The 22,931-nt window shown below is 61.0% G+C and carries 1 protein-coding gene (only partly in view); it reads right to left on the bottom strand.

Going from position 1 to position 22,931, the window contains the following annotated elements; all coding sequences use genetic code 11:
* Positions 1-22,931 carry the 5' portion of an autotransporter-associated beta strand repeat-containing protein gene (locus tag AC24GY_RS20595; protein WP_487686733.1) on the bottom strand. It extends 8,446 nt beyond the left edge of the window, so 22,931 of the gene's 31,377 nt are visible here — the first part of the coding sequence; the start codon lies at positions 22,929-22,931; the stop codon falls past the left edge of the window.

Below are 22,931 nucleotides of genomic sequence, written 5' to 3'. Positions count from 1 at the left end.
TAGGTCTTGCCAGTGTAGGTGTTGAACACTCCGAAGGTCAGCGTGGTGCTGATTGCGGCGTTGGGTTTCTGGGACAGGATGACCTGGTTGTTGTTGACGAGGCCCACCACGGTGGTGCCTGGGAGAATGCCAGCCCCGGTCACCGTGGATCCGACCGCAATATCCGTGTTAAAGTTGTTCGTGTTGAGCGTCACGGTGGTGGAGTTGGGATTCATCGTCGCGACGCTTGCGGTCACGGTCGGATTCAGCACCAGGGTGCCGGCGCCGGATTTCACCACGGAGACTGCATTGCCGCCGTTGTTAACGATGGCGCTGAGAACATTAAGCTGGTTGACCGGCAACTGGAAGATCAGTTCATAAGGATTGAGTGATCCGCTATAAGTGCCCGCTGTGATCCTGCCGCCAGTGATGGTATGAGTGGTGCCGGAGGAAAGAATGCCACCGCTGTTGATGGTGAGCGTGCTCTGCGTTGTCGAAGAGATCGGATTGATGTTGAGGGTGACGCCGGAGGAGCTCTGGATATTGAGCGAGTTGATGGTGCGGCTGCCAAAGGAGGTGGGGGTCTGGGAGACTGAGACCTTCACATTTTGCGTGGAGGCCCAACCATGGATGGAGGTGGTGGTGTTCGCCAGCGTGTAGGATGTGAGCCCCGTGATGGCGTTGACCGAGTTGCCGTTGACCGTCTGCGCAGCCACGGTGGCCCATTCATAGGCCTGCGCCCCCGATGTCAGGGTGGAACGCACCGCCCAGCCGCCAATGATGCCATTCGTGAGGGTGGGTGCGGTGGTGAGTGCGATGACGCCGAGGTCCGTGTTGCTGCGAATCGAATTAAAGATGGCGGTGGATCCTTCAGCGCGCGTGCCCAAGCTGGCGAAGGTCAGGAGATTGGAGGCTGAGGTGGCCCGTTCAGAGACGATGCGGTTGGAACCGCCGGTGAAGGACAAGGTCCCCAGGGTTTCAGAGAAGTTTTCAGTGCCTGCAGAGCCGACGCCCTGGAGAGTGATCTGGCCACCGTTCATGACAATGGCGGCGGAGTCATTGATGCGGTTCACTGCGGTTGCGCTCGTGTTTCTAATTCTCAAGCCTTGGAAGGTTGTGCCGTCCGCCAGTGCGCCGCTGCCTGAGATCAGGATGCTGGTCACGCCGGTCAAGGAGCCCGAACCTTCAATGCGCATGTCGCCGCCGAGAAGATTGATCGCTCCTGTCACATTGCTGGCTGAAGCAACCGTCAAAACAGCACCTGAGGTGACGTTGTTGCCATTGCCGAGAACGGTCAGTCCGCCGGACTGAACATTGACCACGCTGTTCCAGTTCACGGCAGTCAGGTTCTGTTTGCCGGAAATGTAAAATCCGCCGCCGGAGATTGTGATATTAGCGCCAATATTGGTGGTGCCGCCTTCCAAGACTCGGAAGCCGCCGCCGATGGTGGAAGCGGAGTTGAAGGCCAGAGTGCCGGTGCCGCCATCGCGCACGACCGCACCGGAACCAGAGATCAACCGGGTGAAGGTCCAGCCTGCGCCATTGTTGATGCGGAAACCAAGAGTGCCGTTGTTGGTGATGGTTTGAGCACCAACGGTGCCGCCACTGATGCCATTGCCGAAGCTGGTGGCGCTTTCGAGAACCAGAGTGGCTCCCGAGTTGATGGTGGTGAGGCCGGAATAGGAGATGTTGCCCAAGGCCAGAATCTGGGTGCCGGTGCCGCCAACGACGAGGTTGAGCACGCCGGTTCCGGTGTTGTTGGCACGATCCCGGAGGAAGCCGTTGTAGTAGCTCACCCCGCTGGTGTTCAAGGTCAGGGTGCTGTTGGTCGCCTGGTTTTCACCCTCAAGGTTTTCAATGACACCGCTGGCGGTGAAATCGGACAATCCACGAACGGTCTCATTGAAGCCCATCAGCTTCCAGTAGGAATTGTTGCCGTTGTTGCCGGTTGAGTCGCCACCAAAACCGGAATCGAATCTGATGAGGGAGGTGTCGGCGATCTGTTCGCTGGCGCCAAGCTGGACGGTGGGGGTTCCCGAGCCGCCCATGCTGACATTGCCGATCTTCAGGTCTCCGATGATGGTACCGTTGGTGATGGTCTTGGCCAGCACGAGATTGGGGTTGGTGGCATCGCTGGAGCCGCGGCTGAACACGGTGGTCAGGCCGGTGTAGGTGTTGGCGGTTCCGCCGCTCAGAGTGAGACGCCCAGGTCCCATGATGTCGAGGCCCAAAGTCGAACCCGCGACCTGTGAAATGGAGCCGCTGATGTCGAGACGGGCGGTATTGCCACCCGCGTTGACATTGATGCGGAGGTTGCTTGCCATCACAATCGGAGCGGAGATCAAGTCGATGCCGACGGTGGTGCTGTTGGACTGCACCTTGCTGAGCAGGGCCTTGCCATAGTCACCATTGTTGAAGATCAGGCTTCCGCCGCTGCCTTGGGCAATTTCGAAGCGAGCGGTGTTGTTCTGGTCACCCATGACGAGCACGCCCAAAGTTTTATTGCCATCGAGGGTAAGGATGGTGTTCGCGGCGATATTGGTCGTCAGACTGACGATGGCACCGATCGAGTTTGGCACGGCGGCAGGCAGCCAGGCGGCCGCGGCGTTCCATGAAGTGCTCGCGCCCAGATTGAAGTTGCTCATCAGGACCGGGATGGTGCCTGGCTTGGTGATCGCGAGGATGATGCCGTAGGTGGTGAAAAGGCTCACATCATAGACGAGTCCGCCGCCGAGAGTCGGCAGGATGAGATCGCCACCGCCGGAACCGCCCGTGCGGTAATTCTCGCCAACGTTGAAGCTGGAGAGCGCATTCAGGCCCACCCAGTTGCCGAGATTGAAGATGTCGCCGCTCTGCGCCTTGCCAGCGGTGGTGGCCAGGGTGAGGTAGTTGTTGAGGTCCGAAACGACGAGCGTGGTGTTGTTCAGGGTCAGCATGCCGTTGACCGTGATGAAGTCCGTCCTGCCGGGGGTGATTGCGGTCGCATCCCATGTGGCGCGATTCAGATCACGATATCCGCCCAGGGTGTCATAGGTGCCCGTGAGCAGTGAGCTGGTCAGACCGGAACCACCGTTCAAGGTCGCATTGCCAATCTGGAATGTGGCAGTGGAGCCGGTGTTCAGGGTGAGATTGCCGTTGAAGGTGAGGGAGCCGACGCTCGAGCCAAAGGCGTCGCCGGGTGCCAGGAAGGAACCGCTGTTGAACACGTGGTTGGTGCCATCATTGAAGTTGTTAGCCAATGTGCCTGCGGTGCCATTGACGGTGCCAGATCCAGCCAGGGTGGCTCCGCTGTTGACGGTGGTGGCGCCGGTGCCGGTGCGTCCGCCAGAAGCGTTGCCGACCTGCAAAATACCGCCGTTCACGGTCGTGGTGCCGGTGTAGTTGCTGGTGGTGGAAGTGAGCACCCAGCTGCCCGCGCCGGTCTTGACCACGCTGGTCGCTCCAGCATTGTCATTGAGAGAAACCGCCAAGGTGTTGGCGCCGGTGTTGGTGCCGCCGAGGGTGAGGACGCGTGCACCAGCGCCGACGAAGCCCATGGTGACAGAGTTATTAAAGGTCAATGTGCCAGTGCCCGAGGCCTCAATCGTTGCCCCTGCGGTACCGACACTGAAAAGCCGGTTGATCGAAACGGTGTTGCCGGTGTAGCGCAGCGTGCCGCCATTGATGATCAGATTGGAGGCCTGGTTGGTGGAGGCTCCGATGCTGCTGTTGGTGCCTCCGTTTGCCAGGACGCCGACTTGCAGCACCCCGCCACTGATGGTGGTGGCACCTGAGTAACTGTTGGATCCGCCCAGGCGCCAGGTGTTGGAACCGGTCTTGGCGAGTGCTGTGGTTCCGGTGCCATTCCCAATAGCAGCAATGATGCTGTTGATGATGGCTGCGTCACTGATGCCGGTCAGCGTCAGTGTGCGTGTGGTGCCTGAGGTGAAGGCCAGTGCGCCGTTGTTGGTGAAGGCCAGTGCTCCAGTGCCAGATGCGTCCAGGATGCCGCCATTGGTGCCGCCGACGGTGAAGAGGCGGTCGGTGCTGGAGCCGGTGCCTTCGTACCGCAGGGTGCCTCCGTCGATGACTAGATTGGCCGCAGCATTGGTGGATGAGCCTATGGCACTGGCAATGCCACCGTTCTGGAGATCGAGAATCCTAAGAATGCCGCCACTGATGGTAGTGACGCCGGTGTAACCATTGCCTGCAGCGGCGCTGAAGGCGATGTTGCGGCTCGTTTCGGCAGGCTTGCTGATGGTGACCGTGGTCCCGTTATTGGCCGTGACCGTGTACAAGCCGCTGGGATTTGGGTTTCCGTCTGCATCGACCTTGTCATTCACGGCAAGCGAGCTTCCGGGCAGGTCGAGGGTGAACGTCTCGCCGGGGGCCATTGCGTCGGAGGCTTTGTCGATGGTAAAGCTCAAACCGTCTGAAGCGATTGAAACGACACGAGATCCGGCCTGGATCCCTTCGCCACTGATGAGCTGATTGGTCACCAGACCGGTGGCATCCCCCTGAATGGTCGTGGTGCCGTTGATGATGCCACTGACGTTGGTGCGGCCATTGTTGGGCTGGAGCAGCCAGGTGCCGGCATCGGTCTTTGTGAGGGAAGTGGCACCGGTGCCGTTGCCGATGGCGACGACCATGGTGTTGTTGCCGGTGTTGGTTCCGCCCAGGGTCAGAAGGCGTGCGGTGGTCTGGTTGTTGAAACCCATGGCCCCAGCACTGTTGAAAATCAGCGCGCCCGAACCGGACGATTCGATTTTGCCGCCCGAAGAGCCCACGGAGAAAAGCCTGTTGATCGAGGCCCCCGCACCCGTGTATCTCAGCGTGCCGCCATTCAGCACCAAGTTGGCTGCATCTGCCGTGGAGGCGCCGATGCCGCTGTTCGCCCTGCCATTGGCCAGAGTGGCCACGGAGAGAACGCCACCGGTGATGATGGTCGCCCCGAGGTAGCTGCTGTTCAAGGCATTGGAGGCCATGAGCAAGGTGCCCGTTCCTGCCTTGGTCAGGCTGTTGCCGATCTGGTTGTCATCCACCACGCCGTTGACCGTGAAGGTGAGACCAGCGCCGACGCTCCAAGTCTGGCTGGAGCCCAAGATCAGGTTGCTGTTGATGATATTGTTGGCTGAATTGACTGTGATCGCCGTGGAGCTCAGCAGCATCAAAGTGTTGTTCGAAATGGTGACCGCGCTGCTGCCACTCAGGTAGGTGAGACTGCCCGTGACCTGATTGCTGCCCAGGGTGATGCTCAGATTGCCTGCGCCAGTGGCTGAGAACTTGACATTGTCAAAAATGCCAGGTGCCGACGGCCTCGGAGAAGCACCGCCCGCATCGGAAGTCCAGTTGGCGTCAGACCAGATGTTGCTGAGACTGCCTTTCCAATAATAATCCACAGCAGCGGTGGCTGCCGTCACCTGAACTGCAATGGCAACGGCATTGGCCACCGTGGTTGTCACGGCATTGCTGCCATCCCGCATGACAAGAGTTAATCCGTAACCCTGAGAGCCGATCAAGACCCCCGGAGTGGCGAGAGTGAACGCGGCAGCCAGATTTGCATTGGTGGTGAGATTGAGGCCGCCGGCTTTGAAGGTGATCAAATCATGCAGACCTGCGGTCAGCGACAAGGCCCCCGATTCTGGCAGGATGAAGACGGTGGCGCCGCTGACTCCCACACTGAGGGTGTTATTAGCGGCTGTTGTGACGTCAGACAGCACAATGGTGTCCGCGCTGTTGGCTGAACTGCCGAGGTCAAAGGACATGCGCACGGTGCCAGCATTTGCGGTGCTGTTCCCAATGATCAGACCCGCGCCGGAAACCCAGGCGGCATTGCGATTGATGGTGAGAGTGCCGGTTGAGTCATTGTTCGCCATCGTGAAGGAGGAACCGGCCGCCAGATTCAAAACAGCGCCGTTGGTCGCCCCGGTGCCAGCGTTCCCAATCTGGTAATTGCCGCTGGCTGCGGTGGTGACCGCCAGAGTGGCGCCACTGGCCACATTGACGTTGATGGTCGAGTTGGTCGTGGCCGCATTGGCCAGGGAACCGGCGGAAAGCACCAGTGTGCCTGCGTTGACATTCGTCGCCCCGGTGTAGGTGTTGGCGGCCGTCAGCGCCCAGGTGTTGCTGCCGTTCTTAGTGAGGCTGGTGACGCCGGTGCCGTTGTTGGCAATCACCTTGCCGAAGGTGTTGGTGATGGCGGCGATGGAGGTGCCGGTGAGGATCAGATTTCGGGTCAGATTTGTGGTGCCATAAGCAATCGTGCCGCCAGCAGCCGCGAAGGTGAGCGAGCCGGAGCCAGAGGCATCGATTGTGGCGGTCGCGCCAGCCACAGTGCTGCCAATGGTGAAGCCACGATCCGTCGAAGTGTTGGCGACGCCGATGTATTTCAGGGTGCCGCCTTCAATGACAATGTTTAACGCAGCGTTGGAGGCGGCGCCGATGCCACTTGCGACGCCGCCGTTGCCCAGAGTGCTGACGCTGAGGGTGCCGCCGTTGATGGTGACGGCGTTTGTGGTGGCGGTGTTGGCTCCGGTGAAGTTGCTCACGCCGGTGAGGGTCAATTCACCGCTGCCCACTTTGATGAGGCGCAGATTGGCAAGCGTGGCTGCGGTGAGAACTCCTGAGAAGGTGGTGTTGGTGCTGTCTCCCACGGTGAGGGTGCTCAGCACGCCTGTGCCGGTGTTGGCAGCGGAAGAAGTGATGAAGCCGCCTCCAGAAAGGGATGCAATGGTCTGGTTGCGGCCGGCGAGATCCAAGCCGGCGCCGGTGGCGATCGTGACTGCGGTGCCGCTCGGCAGGACATTGCCGGCACCTGCGCCGGTGGTGTTGTCACTGGTCATGCCCAGGCGGAGAATGCCCGCGTTGACCGTGGTGGCCCCCGTGTAGTTGTTGGTGTTGTTGGTCAGCAACAAGATGCCGTTGCCTGTTTTGGTCAGTCCGCCGCCGGAACTGGTGATCTGGCCACTGATCACCCCAACCACAAAAGCGCTGTCAACATTGATGGTGCGTGTGGCGGCCCCGAGATTGACCGCACCGGTGAGGGTGAAGTTTTGATTCGTAGTCTGACCGCCGAAGCTGAAATCGCCCGTCACCGTGACGGCATTGCCGGCGTAGGTGGAGAAATTGATGTTGTTGGCCGTGTTGTTGGCGGCGACGTTGTTCGAAGACAGAGTGATGCGGTTGTTAGCAGTGTCGATGCTGGTGATGTAGGTGCCCGCCAGGACGCCGGAGCCCCCAAAGACCCCCTGCCCGACCGCCAAAGTGGCAGCAACGCCGGCAGCGAGAGTGACGACGTTGGAATTGAGCGTGGTGCCGGTGGTGATGGTGGTGACATTGCCCGCCTGGATGGTCGTGCCACCGGCGATGGTCAGCGTGCCTGTGCCCACGGCACCGCTGGTGAGTGCGCCGGGATTGCCCGCCGAATTGGTGCCGAAGATCAAGGTGCCTTCGTTCAGATTGAACCCATTGTTGAAGGTGCTGGAACCACTGAGGACCAGCGAGCTGTTGCCGGTCTTCGTGATCGCGCCGCCGGAACTGGTGATCGGCGCAGAGATGACCAGGCCGATGGGGGAAAGACCCGAGACATTGATGACGGGAGCCGCGCTGGAGAACTGGATGGCGGAATTGGCGGCGGTGGTCGCGGCCTGAATCATGGGGGTGGTGGCAAAGTCATCGTTGACCACGGTGATGGCATTCGCAGAGGTCAGCACGAGGGTGCTCAGCGCTGTGGGCGCGTTGAATGCGAACCTCGGCTGGGTGGTCCCACCGGTGTTGTTGAAGGTGAGGCTGGCCAGCGTGGTGGTGGTGGCGGAGGTGTAGCTGAACAGGTTGAGCACGGACCCACCATTGAGGGTCACGTTGCTGCCCGCAGCGATCTGCCCGATGGTGGAGTTGAACTTGTTGGCATTGCTCATCGTCACAGTGGAGTTGTTGACGGTGAGATCACCGGGGATGACGATGGTGCCGGCTGCGCCGTTCAAATTGAGCGTGCCGCCGTTGACGAAGGTGCCGCCAGTGTAATCATTGGAAACCCCTGTGCCTGGATTAAGCGTCAGGGCGCCGCCGCCGCCTTTGACCAGGCTGATGGCACCGGTCACCTTGACGTTGAAGGCGGTGGTGCCCTGATTGATGTAAACGAAGAAATCGGGGCCGGTGCCCGTGAGCGCCGAGGCCGCATTGCCAGCATTGATGTTGGAGCCTCCTGAGTTGGTGAGCAGGCCGACATTCAACGTGAGGGTGACGGCGGTACCGCTGTTGCCCAGGGTCAGAGTGCCGCCGGTGTAGCGCAGGGAATTGACGGTCTTGGAAACGAGCAGGGTCGGGCTGTTGCCGTCACTGATGTTCCAGGTGGACTGGGTGCTGGCGGAGTTGATGTCAAAACCGTCGTAGGTGGGGAACGCATTGCCGCCGGCGTACACATTGCCGCCCACCGTGGTGCTCAGCGCCCCGATGCCCACGCCATCCTTGTAGGTGGCGAAGCTGTCGCCATTGACCACAGCCCAGCCGCCGATCAGCTTGTTCACCAACTGGCTGGCGGAAACGCCGACGCCATTGATCAAGGAGATCTGCACGGAGGCGTTGTTGTTGTTGCCCGTGCCGCCCATGCCCACGCCGTTGCCGGCGATAAAATTGACCATGCTCCGGTCACTGTCGGTGCGGGTGAGTGATCCGATGCTCAAGCTGACCGCGCTGCCTGCATTGGCCGCAGGAGTGATGGTGATGGTGCTGCCGCCGCGTTGAATGACCAGATCGTTCAGCACCACATTGGTGTCGAGTGAACCACCGCCGGTGATGGTGAGCGCCCCACCCTGCAGGGACAGCGTTGTTCCGGCGTTGATGCGAACAGGGTTGAGATTGTCCAGGGAGCTGAGACCGCTGTCGTCCCAGTTCAGCGTGGCGAAATTCACCCCGATGGAGGAGGTTCCGGAGAGCGTGCCGCTGTCACGCAGCGTGAGGGTGTTGGCCCGGACCATGGTGGCTCCTGTGTAGGAGTTGACATTGGTCAGGGTCATGGCGGAATGAGTGGTGAAGGCCAGATTTCCCGTGAGGCTGCCATTGAAGGTGGTGGTGTTGCCGGTGGTTGTCAGCGTGGCGAGCGTGCTGGAGGAGTTGGTCACGACGCCCGTGCCGCCCACACTGTTGTTGCTGTTCAGGAAGGCGACCGCCTGATTGTAGCCATTGAGCTCCAGGGTGCCGCCATTGACGGTCAGGGCCTGGAAGCTTGCGATGGTGGTGGTGGGAGCGCCCAGCGGGGTGATCGTTTGCGGAGCCCAGATGGTGTTGTTGCCGCCGTTGAGGATCAGCGTGCCGGCATTGACGGTGGTGGTGCCGCTGTAGTAGCCGCGTCTATTGAGGCTGACCGTGCCGTCCCCTGACTTCGTCAGACCGCCCGAGGTGTTGAACAGGCTGCCGTTCACATTGAGCACGGTGTCTGCACCGACGGTGTGGAAGTAGAACGCGGCGTTGTTGTTGGAGGCAAAGAACGGGGCGTTGATGCCTGCATTGCCGCTGAAGGCAAGAACACCGCCGGTGTTGACGAGTTCATAAAGCAGGCCGGCACTGGTGTTGAACATGCCAAGAGCGGCCACGTTGCCGTTGGAGACACCACCGCCTGCCTGCAGGGTCAGGCTGTTGCTGTTCTGGCTGAAGGTGATGAGCGCGTTGGAGCTGAGCTGGAAGTTGGTGGTGAGGCTGTTGGACAGCGTCTTGCTCATTTCAGTGTCGGTCAGGGGGCGCAGGTAGCCTGTGGCCGTATCCCTGGTGACGAACGATGGCACCCCGTTGTAAGTGACCACCGTGTTGGAACTGATGGCCTGGTCGGCATTGTCTGAGAGCGTGACGGTGAGACCGCTGATGCTGACCACCTTCTGCCCCAGCAGCGAAGCGCCCACCGTCAGGTAGGAAGGGACACTGGCCACAGTCACCACTTTTGAATCGGTGGCGCTGGAGGTCACCGTGACCTGGCCCACGTCCTGACCAGCGATGATGTCTGAACGGATGGACTTGGTGGTGGTCCCGTTGGCTCCCGTGCCCTGGCTGCCGATGACGTTGAAGTTCGTCACGAAAATATTGGCAAAGCCTGCGGCAGTTGCGGTGCCGACAGCGCTGAAATTTCCGTGCAACTGGAGAGTGCCGCCGGTCTGCACGCCATTGAGCGTGGTCACGGTGAAGGTCGTGGAAGTCGCCGCATTGGCAGAGAGGGTGATGTTGCCGCTGCCGCTGCTGATGGTGAGCTGGCTGACGGTTTCAAGGGTGTTCGCGCCGGCGTTGCCAATGATGTTGAAGCTGCCACCGCCGATGTTGAGAACGGTCGTCGGCGTAGCGGTGAGCGGTGTGGCGAGGCGGTTGTTGAGGTTCCCGGCGCTGTTGTCAAGCGTCAGGGTACCGCCAGTGAGCACGGTCTGGTTTGGCAGGATGGCGGTGCCCGCACCTGAGTAGGTCACTCCGCCCTGGCCCACCGTGAGAATGCCAGTGGAGCCGCTGATGGCGTTTTGGACGCCGGTGATGGTCATCGTGCCGGTGCCGATCTTGGTCAAAGAGATGGCGTTAGGCGTGCCGTCATTGAAACGGTTGAGCTGTCCGGAATAGGTGGTGTCGCTGTTGTTGAAACCAACCGTCAGCAAGGCGTTGTTGGCGACGCTGTTGAACACCGAGCCACTGCCAGCCAGCGCGCCCCAGATGGTGGTCTGGCCGTTGAGATTGAGCGAAGTCCCCGAACCCAGGGTGAGGGTGGAGAAACGTGAACCGCTGTTGATCGCGCCGGATTGAATGTTGCCTGCAACGACATTGAGAGCGCCGACGAAAGTGGACTGATTGATCTGCAGCACGCCATTGCCCAGCTTGTTGAAGCCGCCCAGAGATCCCACCACGCCGCCAAGAATGAGGCCGGGGGTTGTTGGAGCGAAATTGGTGAAGGTGCCAAAATCGAAGGTGTTGACGGTGATGTTGTTGAGCGTGCTGCCGAGGTCGATGCGCCCTACGACCAGAGGTGAGGCCGCTGGATTGAACGGATTCGAGGTGATGCCACCCGCGCCAATGGTGAGCAGGCCTTCACCCGAACTGACGGTGGGAGCCAGATTGCCGCCACCCGAGCCATTGAAGGTCAGTCCCTGCAAGGTCTGGGCACCTGCCAGCACGAGAATGCCGCTGCCGTTGATGGTGACTGCGTTGCTGGAATCAATGATGCCGCCGAGCTGCTGGACGAGGATGCCGCTTCCTGAGACTGCGCCGCCATTGATGGTGATGCCGCCAGTGCCAAGTGTGCCGGAGCTGCCCACCACCAGAACACCAGAATTGACGACGGTTCCGCCCGTGTAGGTGTTGGTGGCATTGAGGGTGAGATTGGCGGCGCCATCACTGCCGGACATGATCAGGCGCAGGGCTCCCGTGCCGTTGTCCTTGATCGCCGCATTCATGGTGAAGGTGCGGTTGGTGCCGCCGTAGGGCAGCACGTGGATGTAGAGATCGCTCGCGGTGTTGGCCAGGCCGCCTGTGATGAAGCCGTTGTTGATGGCGATGTTGACGTTGTCGTTGGCCAGAGCCAGCAGGAGGCCTCCACCCTGAAGGGTGAGTGTCTTGCCACCCAGATTCACCGTCGTGGCGGCCACGGAGGGATTGAGCAAGCTGAAGGTGTTGACAGTGGTGTCCACCAGCAGCGGTCCCACGCTGGCGGTGGCGCGAATGTTGTCGGTGGCGATGGGTGTGCCTGTCAGGGTGTTGACGGAGTAACCGGCAAAACCGGTCTGGCTGAGGCGGCCCACGCCCAGATCAGGGATGTAGCCGGCGAATTCACGGTCCACGACTGCCCAAGGTCCGATGAGACCATTGGTAAGGCCGCCGCTGTTGATGTTGACGCCGCCCGTGTTGGTGCTGGTGGCGACGCCGTTCAGGGTGGTGATGAGGATGCGGCCGTTGTTACCGATGGCTCCGATGCCGTTGTCAGGGAAGCGAATCGTAGCCGTCGATCCCGCCGTGCGCGAGAGGGAGAGGAGGTTGAGCGTGGCTGAGTTGATGCCGGTGCCGCCATTGGCAGACTGAACCATGTTGAGCCCCTCGGAGAGGATCACATTGCCAACCGATTGCGCGGTGTCTGTCTGGGCGCGTCCAACATAGACCAACGACCCGCCTTTGAGAGTGATGTCCGCGCTGAGGTTCACGCGGTTGGCCTGGGCAAAGTTGACATTGTCATCCAAGCGGAAAGTTGCGTAGTTGACGGCGATCGAAGAGGTGTTGGAGAGAGTGCCGCCATCTGCGAACAGATTGAGGCCCCCTGCAAAAACCGTGGCACCACTGTAGGTGTTCGCATTCAGGAAGTTGTACTGCTGGTTGCTGCTCTTGAAGAAGCTCATGGCCCCCGCGCCGACTTCCTCCTTGATCACGCCGCCAAAATTGAAGCCGCCGTTGTCCAGGCCAAAGATGAGTGCCGCAGCTCCCGCCGCCGAGTTCGTGAAGGTTCCGGCATTGCCCTGCAAGGCGGCGCCATCACCACGTGTTCCGAAGGCAAATTGCGAAGTGCCGTTCAGGTCCAGCGTGGCTCCAGGGGCGACGATGAGGAACTGATTGGGGGTGAGCGTGTTGTTGCCGCCGTTGAGTTTCACCGTGCCGTTGTTGATGGCGAAGTTGCCCGTCAGGAGGTAGCCGCTGAGGTTGGCCACACCGGCAAGGTTGGTGGGAGCATTCAGAATCAGGGTGCCGGCCAGGTCTTTGACAAAGCCGCCCGTGCCAGTGATGACGCTGTTGATGGTCAGGTTGGTTCCAGCAGCGATGGCGGCGTAGCCCTGGATGCCCAGATTCAATCTCGGCACACTGATGGTGTTGTTGCCACCGACGTTGAGGATGGAACCTGCTGTCAGCGTCAGTGTCGCCCCCTGAGTGGCGACGGAGTTGGTCACGTCAATGCCAGAACCGTTGATCTTGATGGCATTGACGGTCCGGCTGGTGCTGCCCAGGAAGGTCACGGCCCCCGTGATTTGCATGGTCGCCGCCGCTGCCGCTGTGTCGAGGTTGTTGCCGGCGGTGTAGGCCGTATATCCCGCCGTGCCGAAGGCTCCGACGCCCGTTCCTGCCACATAGCCGGCAAAATCCGTGCCGTTGACCAGCGTGCGTGAGAGAAGACCGTTGGTCGTGCCCGGCGCGGAGGTGAAGATGACTTTGTTACCGGCGGTGCCGAGATTGGTCCCAACGAAATTCGTGCTGGAGTCGCCGTTGTTGGTCCAACCCGAGAAGGTGAGCGTGTTGGTGCCGGCACCTTGATTCATGATGATCGTGTTGGTCGCACTACGATTGGTGGTCAGCAGGCCGAGAGTCTGCGCAGAGGTGGCAGAGCCGCCGTCGAACCTGATGGTCCCGCCGTTCAGTGTGAGCGCACGCGCACCTGCAAAGTGGGCGGTGGCGGCGCCCACGGTGTCATCCACCCACAGCAGTCCCGAAGGGCCCTGAATGGTGATGGTTCCCGTGCCGCCCAGGGTGACTCCTGAGCCGGTGATTTTGAAGGTTCCTTCGTTGATGACCAAACCATTGACGAAGGAGGCGCTGTTCACACTCAGGGTTGTGATGCCCGAGCCCATCTTGGTAATCGCGTTGAGCGCGCCAAATCCAGTGCCGCTCACGTTGATGGCGCCGGCACCAGCAAGGAGCAGGTTCTGAGCGCCGGTGATGGAACCGGTCAGTGAGAGCGTCGCGCCTGCATCTGCGCCGATGGTGGAGGCCGTTGCGAGCGTGACGGTCCCCGTCACGACGCTGGTGGTGCCGTTGGCGAGCGCCTGAAGGGCACCGCCGTTGTTGATGCCCGAACCGTTCAGAGTCAGGGCCTCGCCGCCGATGTTGACACCGTTCAACTGCAATGCGGCACCGCTGCCAGTCACCACCGTATTGCCCGTCACTGTTCCCAGGGCACCCCCATTGGAAACTTTCACGGCTCCTGCGCCGATGGTCAGCACGCCGTTCCAGGTGCTGTTCAGGTTGTTGAGCTCCAGCGTGCCGTTGTCATTTTTACGCAGCGCATTGGAAACGGAGGTCAGTCCGAAGGCGGAGGTGAGGGTCAGCGTGTTGCCCGCCGTCACTTCGATGGCGTTGCTGGCCTGGTTCAAGGTGATGGTGCGGCTGGTGGTGAAGGTGCCGGTCGCGCGCAGGCCGACGGCGGTGGCGGCGTTCACATTGAGAATCACCCCGTTGGCCACGTTGCCCAGTGCTGCATTTGATGAGACCGCAACAACGCCCCCCTGAATGTCCACAGTGCCGGTGAAGCCGTTGGAGGCATTGCCAAGCACCAAGGTGCCCGCACCCAGCTTGGTGATGGCACCGCCTGAGACGATGCCTGAGAGAGTCAGCCCCTGAGTCCAGCTGGAGTCCGACGCGGCGCTCACATTGATGACCTGATTGGAGCCAAGCGTGACGTCGCTGGTGATCTGCAGGCCGTAGCCGTTGTTGTTGGTCACATTCAAAGCGCCGACGGTGAAGGCCGTGCCAGTGGAACCGGCAATTTGAATCTGCTTGTTCGATGCGGAGGTGAAAAGCGGTGCGTAGACGGTGCCCAGACGGCCGACGGTCAGGTTGATGGCCTGGGTGGAGTTCACTGTGATGCCGCTGGCGATCACCTGCCGGGAGCCGGTGCCGTCACCATCGTTAAGCAGCGAGAGGTTGCCGCCGTTCATGTTCAAGGTGACGGTGTTGCCTGCGGTCACGGCGCCCAGGGAAAGAGTGCCGAGGCCGGTCTTGTTGATCACGATGTTTCCGACGGAACCCACGCGGGTGATCTGACCGAGGGCGGCGGTCATGCCAGGATTGATGACATTGATGTTCACCGAGCCGGGAAGAGTCACCAAGCCGCTCAGCGTGAGGTTGGAACCGGTGGAGACAGTGCTGTCGAACCTGAACTGCCCTGAGAAAGCTGCATCAAATGTAACGGCGTTGCCGATGGTGAGGCTGGTGCTGGACAGGAGCGTGAGATTGTTGCTGCCAGACATGGTCAGGGTGCCTGTGCCCATCGGGCCGGCGCTCACTCCGCCCGTGGTGCCGGCATTGAAGACGCTGCCGGAGCTGAAGAGAAGGCCGCCGTTTTGGAGGCTGATGCCGCCGGAGAAGGTGCTAGGGCCAGTCAGTTGCAGGACGCCGTCGCCGGTCTTGATGATGCTGCCGGTTCCTGCCACGATGCCGTTGATGCTCAGGGAGGGCTGCAGCGGCGCCAGATTCTGACCGTTGGCATTCACCGCGCTGATGTTGAAGGTGTGCGCCCCGCTGGTGAGGACCATGGAACCAAAGCCTGCAAACGTGAGCATGCTGTCTCCGGTCACGGTGCCAATGGCCGCGTTCGTGGAAATTGTGATCGAAGTCGGGCTGTTGATGGCGGTGATGATGGTGCCTGCGGTGATGCCGCTGCCTGTCACCGCCGTGCCCACCGTGAGACCTGTGGTATTGCCCAGAGTGATCACATTGCTGCCGTTGGTCAGGATGCCGTCCATGATGCCCGTGGTGATGGTGGAGGTGCTGCCAAGATTGGAGGAGGCGGCGGTGATGCCGCCGCTGAGGGTGAGCGTGCCGATGCCCACGAGCAATGACGGGGTGGTGCCGCCGGTGTTGTTGAAATTCAGCGCTCCAAGAGTCTGATTGAAGCCGTTCAGTTCGAGCGAGGCCCCGCCATTCAGGTTTAGGCTGGCCGTGCTGTTGATCTGGTTGGAGGCTCCAAAGACCACCGTGGATGTGCGTTCCTGGAAGGTGCTGCCATTGGTGGTGCCACCGCCGGTGATGGTCACATCGCCTGTGCCAAAGGCGCGGCCCGTGGTGGATTTCGCCAAGACGAAGCCTGCATTGACGAAGGTTCCGCCGGTGTAGGTGTTGTTGCCAGTGAGCACGACCTGATTGGAGCGGAAGCCGCTGAGGCCGCCCGTGCCCGTGGTGCCGCGACCTTCGGTGCCGTCGATGACCAGAGTCACCGCCCCGGCCCCGCCGTTGTTGTTGATGATGTTGGCACCGACGATGACGTTATGACCATACACGTTGCCGTTGCCATTCACATAGCCAAGCGCATGGAGGTAAAGATCTGCCGCGCCGCTGCCCGCAGTGAGGTTCCCGTTGGAGATGACGATGGGCATGTTCAGGGAACTGATGAAGTTGACCGCAGTCGGGGCGGCAATGTTGGCATTGGCGTTGCCGGCGAGGGTGACTGTCAGGCCGCTGATGTCCGTCACGGTGCTGCCCAGAATCACAGAGCCAATGGTCAGGGTGTTGGGGATGGTGGCCAGCAGGACGGTGTTGCTCGTTGTGGAGCTGGTCACCACGTTGACCGTGGTGTTGATCAAATCGAAGCCCTGGGAGGCGATCAAACCACCGCTGGCGAGGTTCAGGGTGAAGCCGCCGAGATCGAGAGTGCTGTTGCCGGACACCACCATGGCGAGGCTGTTGATGGTGCGGTTCCCCGTGAGGGTGACCGTCTGCGGCATAGTCAGGGTGGGATTGGCGGTGCCCAGATTTTGGTCGATGGTGAAGTTGTTGCCGTCAATGATGGAGGCCACCACGGCACCCACGGGAATGCCGCTGCCCAGGACGGAATCTCCGACTTTCAAGCCGGCGGTGCTGGCGACGGTGAGCTGGTTGGAGCCAACGGTTCCGGTGGAAGTCACGGCTGCATAGGCCATGCGGATGTTGTCCGTGGCGATGCCTGAGTTGATGTCGCGGGTGGAATAGCCTGCGTAGCCTGCTGAATTCAAGGCTCCCACACCAGTGCCAGGGTTGTAGCTGGCGAATTCGCGCTCCACCACGGCCCAGCCGCCGATCAAATTGTTGGTGAGGCCAGCGCCCACAATCGCGGTGCTGACGCCGTTGATGTTGTCGAAGAACACGCGGGCGGTGCCGTTGCCGTAATTGCCGGTCACGTTGAAGAACCGAAGCGTGCCGTGGGATCCGGCCTGCTGGGTGAGGCTGGTGAACGTGGCCGTGGAGCTGTTAATGCCGGTGCCGGGAGCCGCAACGTCGATCACGCTGGCGCCCTGGGCCAAGGTCAGGGAGCCAAAGGCCTCCGTGCCTTCAGTGCCAAAGCGCGCGCGATACTGGATCATGCCGCCGGACATGGTGATCGGGGCCGCGTTGTTGATCCGATCGTCAACCAGCGCGTCGAGAATGCTGGTGCCGTTGTTGTTGCTCAGCAGGAGGGTGGACTGGCTGATGGTGAGGGAGGAGGTGTTGCTCAGGGTGGCGGTGCCGAGGAGCTGGAGGCGGCCGCCATTGAGGATCGTGGCGCCCGTGTAGGTGTTGGCGGAGTAGATGTTCCAGTCGGTGTAGCTGTTTGCGCTGGTGGAACGCACCAGGGCCACATTGCCCGTGATCGATCCTGAGAAGCTTCCACCCGTATTGACCAGGCCCAGAGTGGCCTGATTGGCAGAGGAGTTGATGATCGTACCGCCGATGTCTGGCACCAAGTTGGCGTTTTGAGCAGTCGTGGTGTTGGTGCGCAGAAGGTTGAGCACCTGCACATTGCCGTTGAGGTCCAGCGAACCGCCCTGAAGGACAAAATCATTGTTGTAAAAGATCGTGTTGGTCCCGCCTGCCAGCTTCAGGATGCCCTCATTGATGGCCGTGCCGCCCGTGTAAAACTGCTGAGTATTGAGCGTCAGGGTCGAAGCGCCGGCTTTCACCAGACCGGCCGAGACGTTGAACATGGCTGCATTGATCGACAGATCGCTCAAGGTGTAGTAGACGAACTGGGCGTTGCTGGTGGTGCCCAGACGTCCGATGGTGCTGCCGCCGATGCTGGCGCTGGTGGCGCCTGCAAGCACCAGCACGCCGCCGCTGTCCAAGGTCAGGGTCTGCCCGGCATTGAGGGTGACAGCGCCGCCCGTCTGAAGGGTCAGCGAGTTCACGGTCAGGCTGTTGAGCAAGGTGGTGGTGCTAAGGCCTGCCGAGATCGTCTGGTTGGTGGACAGGAGCACGTTCAGCGGAGTGGCGACACCGGCCAGATTGTTGGTCAGCGTCGAAGTCATTTCGGTTGAAGTATTCAAGGCACGCAGCACTCCGGTGACCGAGTCAGCGGTGGCAAACGAAGTGCCCGAGCCCGAGGAACTCGGGTCAACGATCACCCAAGGAATGATACCCTTGTTGAGGGTGTTGGCACCGCCGGTTTGGCCAGTGAAGGCAAAGCCGCCGCTGGAGGACTGCATGGTCCCTGTGCTGATTCCGCGCACGAGCATGGTGCCGGTGATGCCACCGCTGTTGGTGGCGCGGGTGACCGAGCCTGTGATGAAACTGGCCTGCTGACCGGAGAGCGAGATGACGGTCTGTCCGGCATTCACCGTGAACGCCCCCACAGTCTCTGTGGTGGCGGCAGAGGCGTTTCCTAGGAGGTTGATGTTGCCACCGTAGACTGACAGCGCCCGGCCGCTGAGGCGGTTGTTAACATTGGTCCCGGTGCTGTCGAGGTTGAGAGTTCCCTGAGGAGTCACGAAAACCGTGCCAGTGCCGCCGTTGGTTCCGGGCACGCCCAGAGTGCCGGCACCACTGAGCACCAAGGTGCCCTGATTCACATAGACGTTCTGTCCGGGGAACACGTTGGCAGCCGTCAGCGTCCAGGTTCCCGTGCCCGCCTTGTCCAGCGAGTAAGTGCCGAAGGAAAGATTGCCGTCATAGCTCATCGCCGTGTCGATGAAGCCATTCCCCGCCCCGACCAGACCGAACCAGGAGCCGCGCCCGGTGCCGCCAGTGCCCACGCGGCCGATCATGGCACCCGTGATGTGAAGGGTCGTTCCGGCGTCCACGCCGATGGTGGCGGCACGATTGTTATTGTCCGCCGAGGTGGGGCTGGAGAACGTGATGGTCCCGCTGTAGGTGTTGTTGCCGCTGAGGGAATAGGCCTGGCTGGTGGCGCTGCTGATCGTGGCGTTCGCATTTGAAGCCAGAGTGATCGTGCTGCCATTGACGGACAGGATGGTGGACCCCATGAAGGAGGCTCCGGCAACGAGCATGGCGGGTGGAGCCCCCACCAACGTGACCGTGGTGCTGGAAGTCGAGCTGCTCAGGACCTGAACATTGCCGCTAAAGGCGGAGTTGCGGAGAGCGCCGGCGCCGTTGATGCCGTTGGAGGTGTTGTTGTTGCCGGGATTGAAAACCAAGGTTTCTGCGACCGTGATTCCTCCCGTCAGCTCCAGTGCAGCAGCCACATTGGCCACCAGAGTGTAGGCGGAGCCAGAATTGGAGCCGAGAGAGTAGCTGCCGGTGGAGCCGAGAGCGGATGAGTTCGTGACCCGGACCACTCCCTGACCGATGGTGAGAATGCCGTTCCAAGAGGAGGTGAGTCCTGTCAGCCCCTGCGTCATCGGCGCTGTCAGCACCAGCGTGCCTGCGTCGTTCTTCTGCAGATTGTTGCTGTTGTTGGAAAAGCTGAAGGTTTTGTCAATCGAAAAGGTGTTGCCAGCCGTGACGTCAATGGCGTTGCTGCCCTGGTTCATGATGAAGGTGCGATCGGCGGAGTGGAAGGTGCCGTCCGCGCGCAGGCCCGCCGTGGCGGAGTTGGTGTTGACGAAAATTTCATTCGCGGCATTTCCCAACGCCTCATTGCTCGTGAAGGCCAGCACGCCGGCCGAGACACTGATCACCGATTTGCCAGAGACTGAGCTTGAACCATTGAGTGCGCTTGTGAGCGCCTGGCTCAGGTTCACCTGGGTCAGCACCAGGGTGGTGTCCGCCACGGTCACCGGATTGGACAGGGTCACCTGATGTCTGACGAGGGTGGGGTTGGGAGAGGTGATGTTCTGGCTGAGGCGCAAGGTGGTGCCGTCAATGATTTCAGCCACAAAGGTGCCGGCAGGAATGCCTGAGCCTGACACGGCCATGCCCACGCGGAAGCTGCTGGTGCCGCCCTGGACATTGCTCACAATGTTGGGGTTGGAGATCGTGCTTCCCAGGGTCGTGTTGGTGACGTTGTCATTGATGCTGAGAACCTTGGTTCCAGGGGGGATGCCGTTGCCGCTCACCAACATGTTGACGGCGAAGGTGCTGGCGATGCTCGGTGTCAGGGTGAGCGTGGCCTGGCCGCTGGCCACGCTGGCGGCAAAACTCTGTGAAGTAATGGAGTTGATACGCGTGCCACCATTGGAGGTGCTGACGCCGGTGCCGGTCAGCAGCTGGCCGGTGACCAAATTCGCCGCGCTCTCGACGGTCATGACGGTGCTGGCGTTGGCCCCATAGGCATTGAAGCTGACCGTACCGCCGAAGTTGTTGGCGGAATTGCTGAGAAGCAGCGTGCCGCCACCGGCTTTGAGAATGCTGTTGCCCGCGCCGGTCACCTGACCGGCGAGTTCAAGGCCCTGGACCAGATTGTTCGAAGTGGTGGCGTTGTTGACCGTGAACGTCGGTGCGCCCGTCAGGGTGGTGACACCCGTCACCTGCAAACCATAGCCATTGTTGTTGGCAAGCGTCACCGCGTTGTTGCCTACGTTCAACGACGAAATCTGCGCCCGCTTGTTGGCCGGAGGCGTGTAAAAAGGCGAAATGGAGGTGGAGACGGGCCCGGTGGTCAGCGTGACGGTGCCTGTGACGGTGATGTTATGGTTGAAGGCCAGATTCTGAAGGCCGCCGGTGCCGTCGCCATCATCCAGCAACTGCAGGGTGCCGCCCGCCATGGTGAAGGTCTTGTTGTTGAGGGCGCTCACGCCCAGCACACGCAGGTTCGCACCCGGTTCAAACACCAGCTGTCCGGCGAAACCTGAGTTGTTGCCAGACAGGCTCACCGTGCCGCTCTGGGAGGCAAAGCCGGTCTGCTGCACCACACCCGTAGCCAATGCATTGATGGCACTGATCGTCGTGCCCGCGTTCTTGACGGTGGAACGGATGACAAGAGACGTAGTGGCATCTCCAGTGATGCCGCCTGAGACGATGAGATTCGCACCCACGTCCGCGACGGGCTGCCCGCCAGCAATCGCATCCAGTACCAGGGTCTTGCCGCTGGCAATGGTCACCGCGCCGCCCAAAGTCACTGATACCGCATTCGCCACGTCCTGAATGACTGCGTCTGAAGTTACGTCGACAGCATTGCCAAACGTGGTCACGGCACCGGCTCCACCTTTGGAATCCAGCACCAAATTGCCGCCCGCGAGCACGACCTTCGCCGAGCCAATGGGATCAAAGGAGCCTGCGACGGTACTGCCGGTCAGCACCAGCGTGGGCGTCTGGGAGAAAGTCAACGCTGTGGCAGCAGACACCGCAGAAGCATCGCCTGAGACCTTGAACTGGGTGCCGTTGACGATGGAGGTGATGACCGTGCCCTTGGGAATGCCCGTGCCGCTGACCGTCATGCCCACGGCCAGACCCGCAGTGCTTGTGGTCGTCAGTGTGCTGGCCTTGCCGTTGAGGGTGCCGTCAGTCGCATAACTCGAGGCGACGTAGGTGGCATTTTGGGTCACGGACGTGCCGATCATCTGAATGCTGCTGGTGGCGCCCAGGGTGTTGGCGCTCTGGGTTTGATTGAAGTAGAGCCAGCCAGCGCCGGTCTTTTGGATGGTCATGGCCCGACCTTCATCTGAAACCACGCCGTCAAAGGCCACGTTTATATTCGAAGCAATCGTGACCGTGCCGGCGGTTCCTGAGCCCAAGGTGCCAAACACGGTGGGGGCCCCTGAGGTCCCTCCGAAACGCAGCGTCTTGCCAAAACCGCCCCCGTTGCCCACCACGGCGGTCTGCCCCAGGAGGTCATAAGCTGCTACAGTAAGGGTGACGCCGGTGTCCAGCAGCAGCCGCCCCATCGCAGCCGATGTGACGGAGGTGTTGGAGAGGGAAATCTCGGCGTTCCCCGTGAGGCGGACATCATTGCCAAACTGCAGGGCGGTGCTGGAACCGTTCACCGTGTTGACATCCGCCAGATGAAGGAGGGTGTTGGGAATGACTTTGCGAATCTGCCCGCTGCCTTCGCTGGTGTCAGGGCCTGCGTAGCCCAGATTGATGTTGCCGCCGCCGGAGCCATTCACGTAGTCGATGCGGATGTCGTGCGCGCCGGAAGCCAGAAAAATCGGCGCACTGGAAAGGTCCGTGTTGCCTTTGCCACCGTCGTTGTTCAAAACCAGCACCCCGTCGATGTAGATCTTGGCACCGTCATCAGCGGCGGCAAAGAAGGTGTAGGCTCCGGCTGTGGAGATGTCCACCTTGCCCACCCACTGAGCGCCACCGGCCGCCGGGATGGTGTTCAGATTGCTCAAAGTGAGGTCGGAGCGGACGCTGTCTGCGATACCAGTGAAGTTGACAAGGGCGGAGTCCCCCGTGCCGGTGGTGGTGAACTGACGACCGGAGAGGCCGTTTGAGGTGGAGTTGAAGCCGCGAATGTCCAGCTTGGAACCTGTCTGCAGGGTGACTTGGTTGGTGCCCAGCGGGTTCTTCCCAGTGGTGAGGTCGGTGGAATTCGCATCCACCCGGAGCATGGCTTTGTTGCCAACGGTGATGCCGCCGGTCAGGGAAGTGGCGAAGTTGTTGTTGCGAGTGCCCAGATGCAAAATACCAAACTTAGAGCCGGCAGAGCTCGCCGTGTCGGTGAACTGGATGGACAGACCATTGGTGCCGGCCAGCGGAGCCGTGAGAGTAACTTCAGTGTCGGAGACGCTGGAATTACCTTGGATGGTGATGGAAGGAGAGGCGCCGGTGAACGTCAGCGTGTTCCCTGCGGAGGAAGAGGTGATGCCTGTTCCTGCCGCTTCAAAGCGCAGTCCACCGACAGAGATGGGAGCGGTGATGGTCACGTTGGTGGAACCCAGGAAAGCAGCGATGTCTCCGGCCCCATTGTTCCAGGCAATCTGAGTTCCCGCCGTGCCCGTAGGCACGGTAGCCAGCCAGTTGGGGGTGGTCGTGTTCCAGTTTCCGGAAGTAAACTCACCGGAGACCTTGCCATCCGTCGTCCAGTAAATGGTCGCAGATTGCAAAGGCGTGGCGACTTGCATGACGAACACCAGCACGGTCATGAACCAGCCGAGGAGGATGCGATTATGTCGAAGTGTTTTCAT

The sequence above is a fragment of the Prosthecobacter sp. Pr1 genome (genome assembly GCF_057652315.1).
The sequence above is the reverse complement of the archived record's forward strand: the minus strand, read 5'-3'. Positions and strand labels throughout refer to the sequence as shown.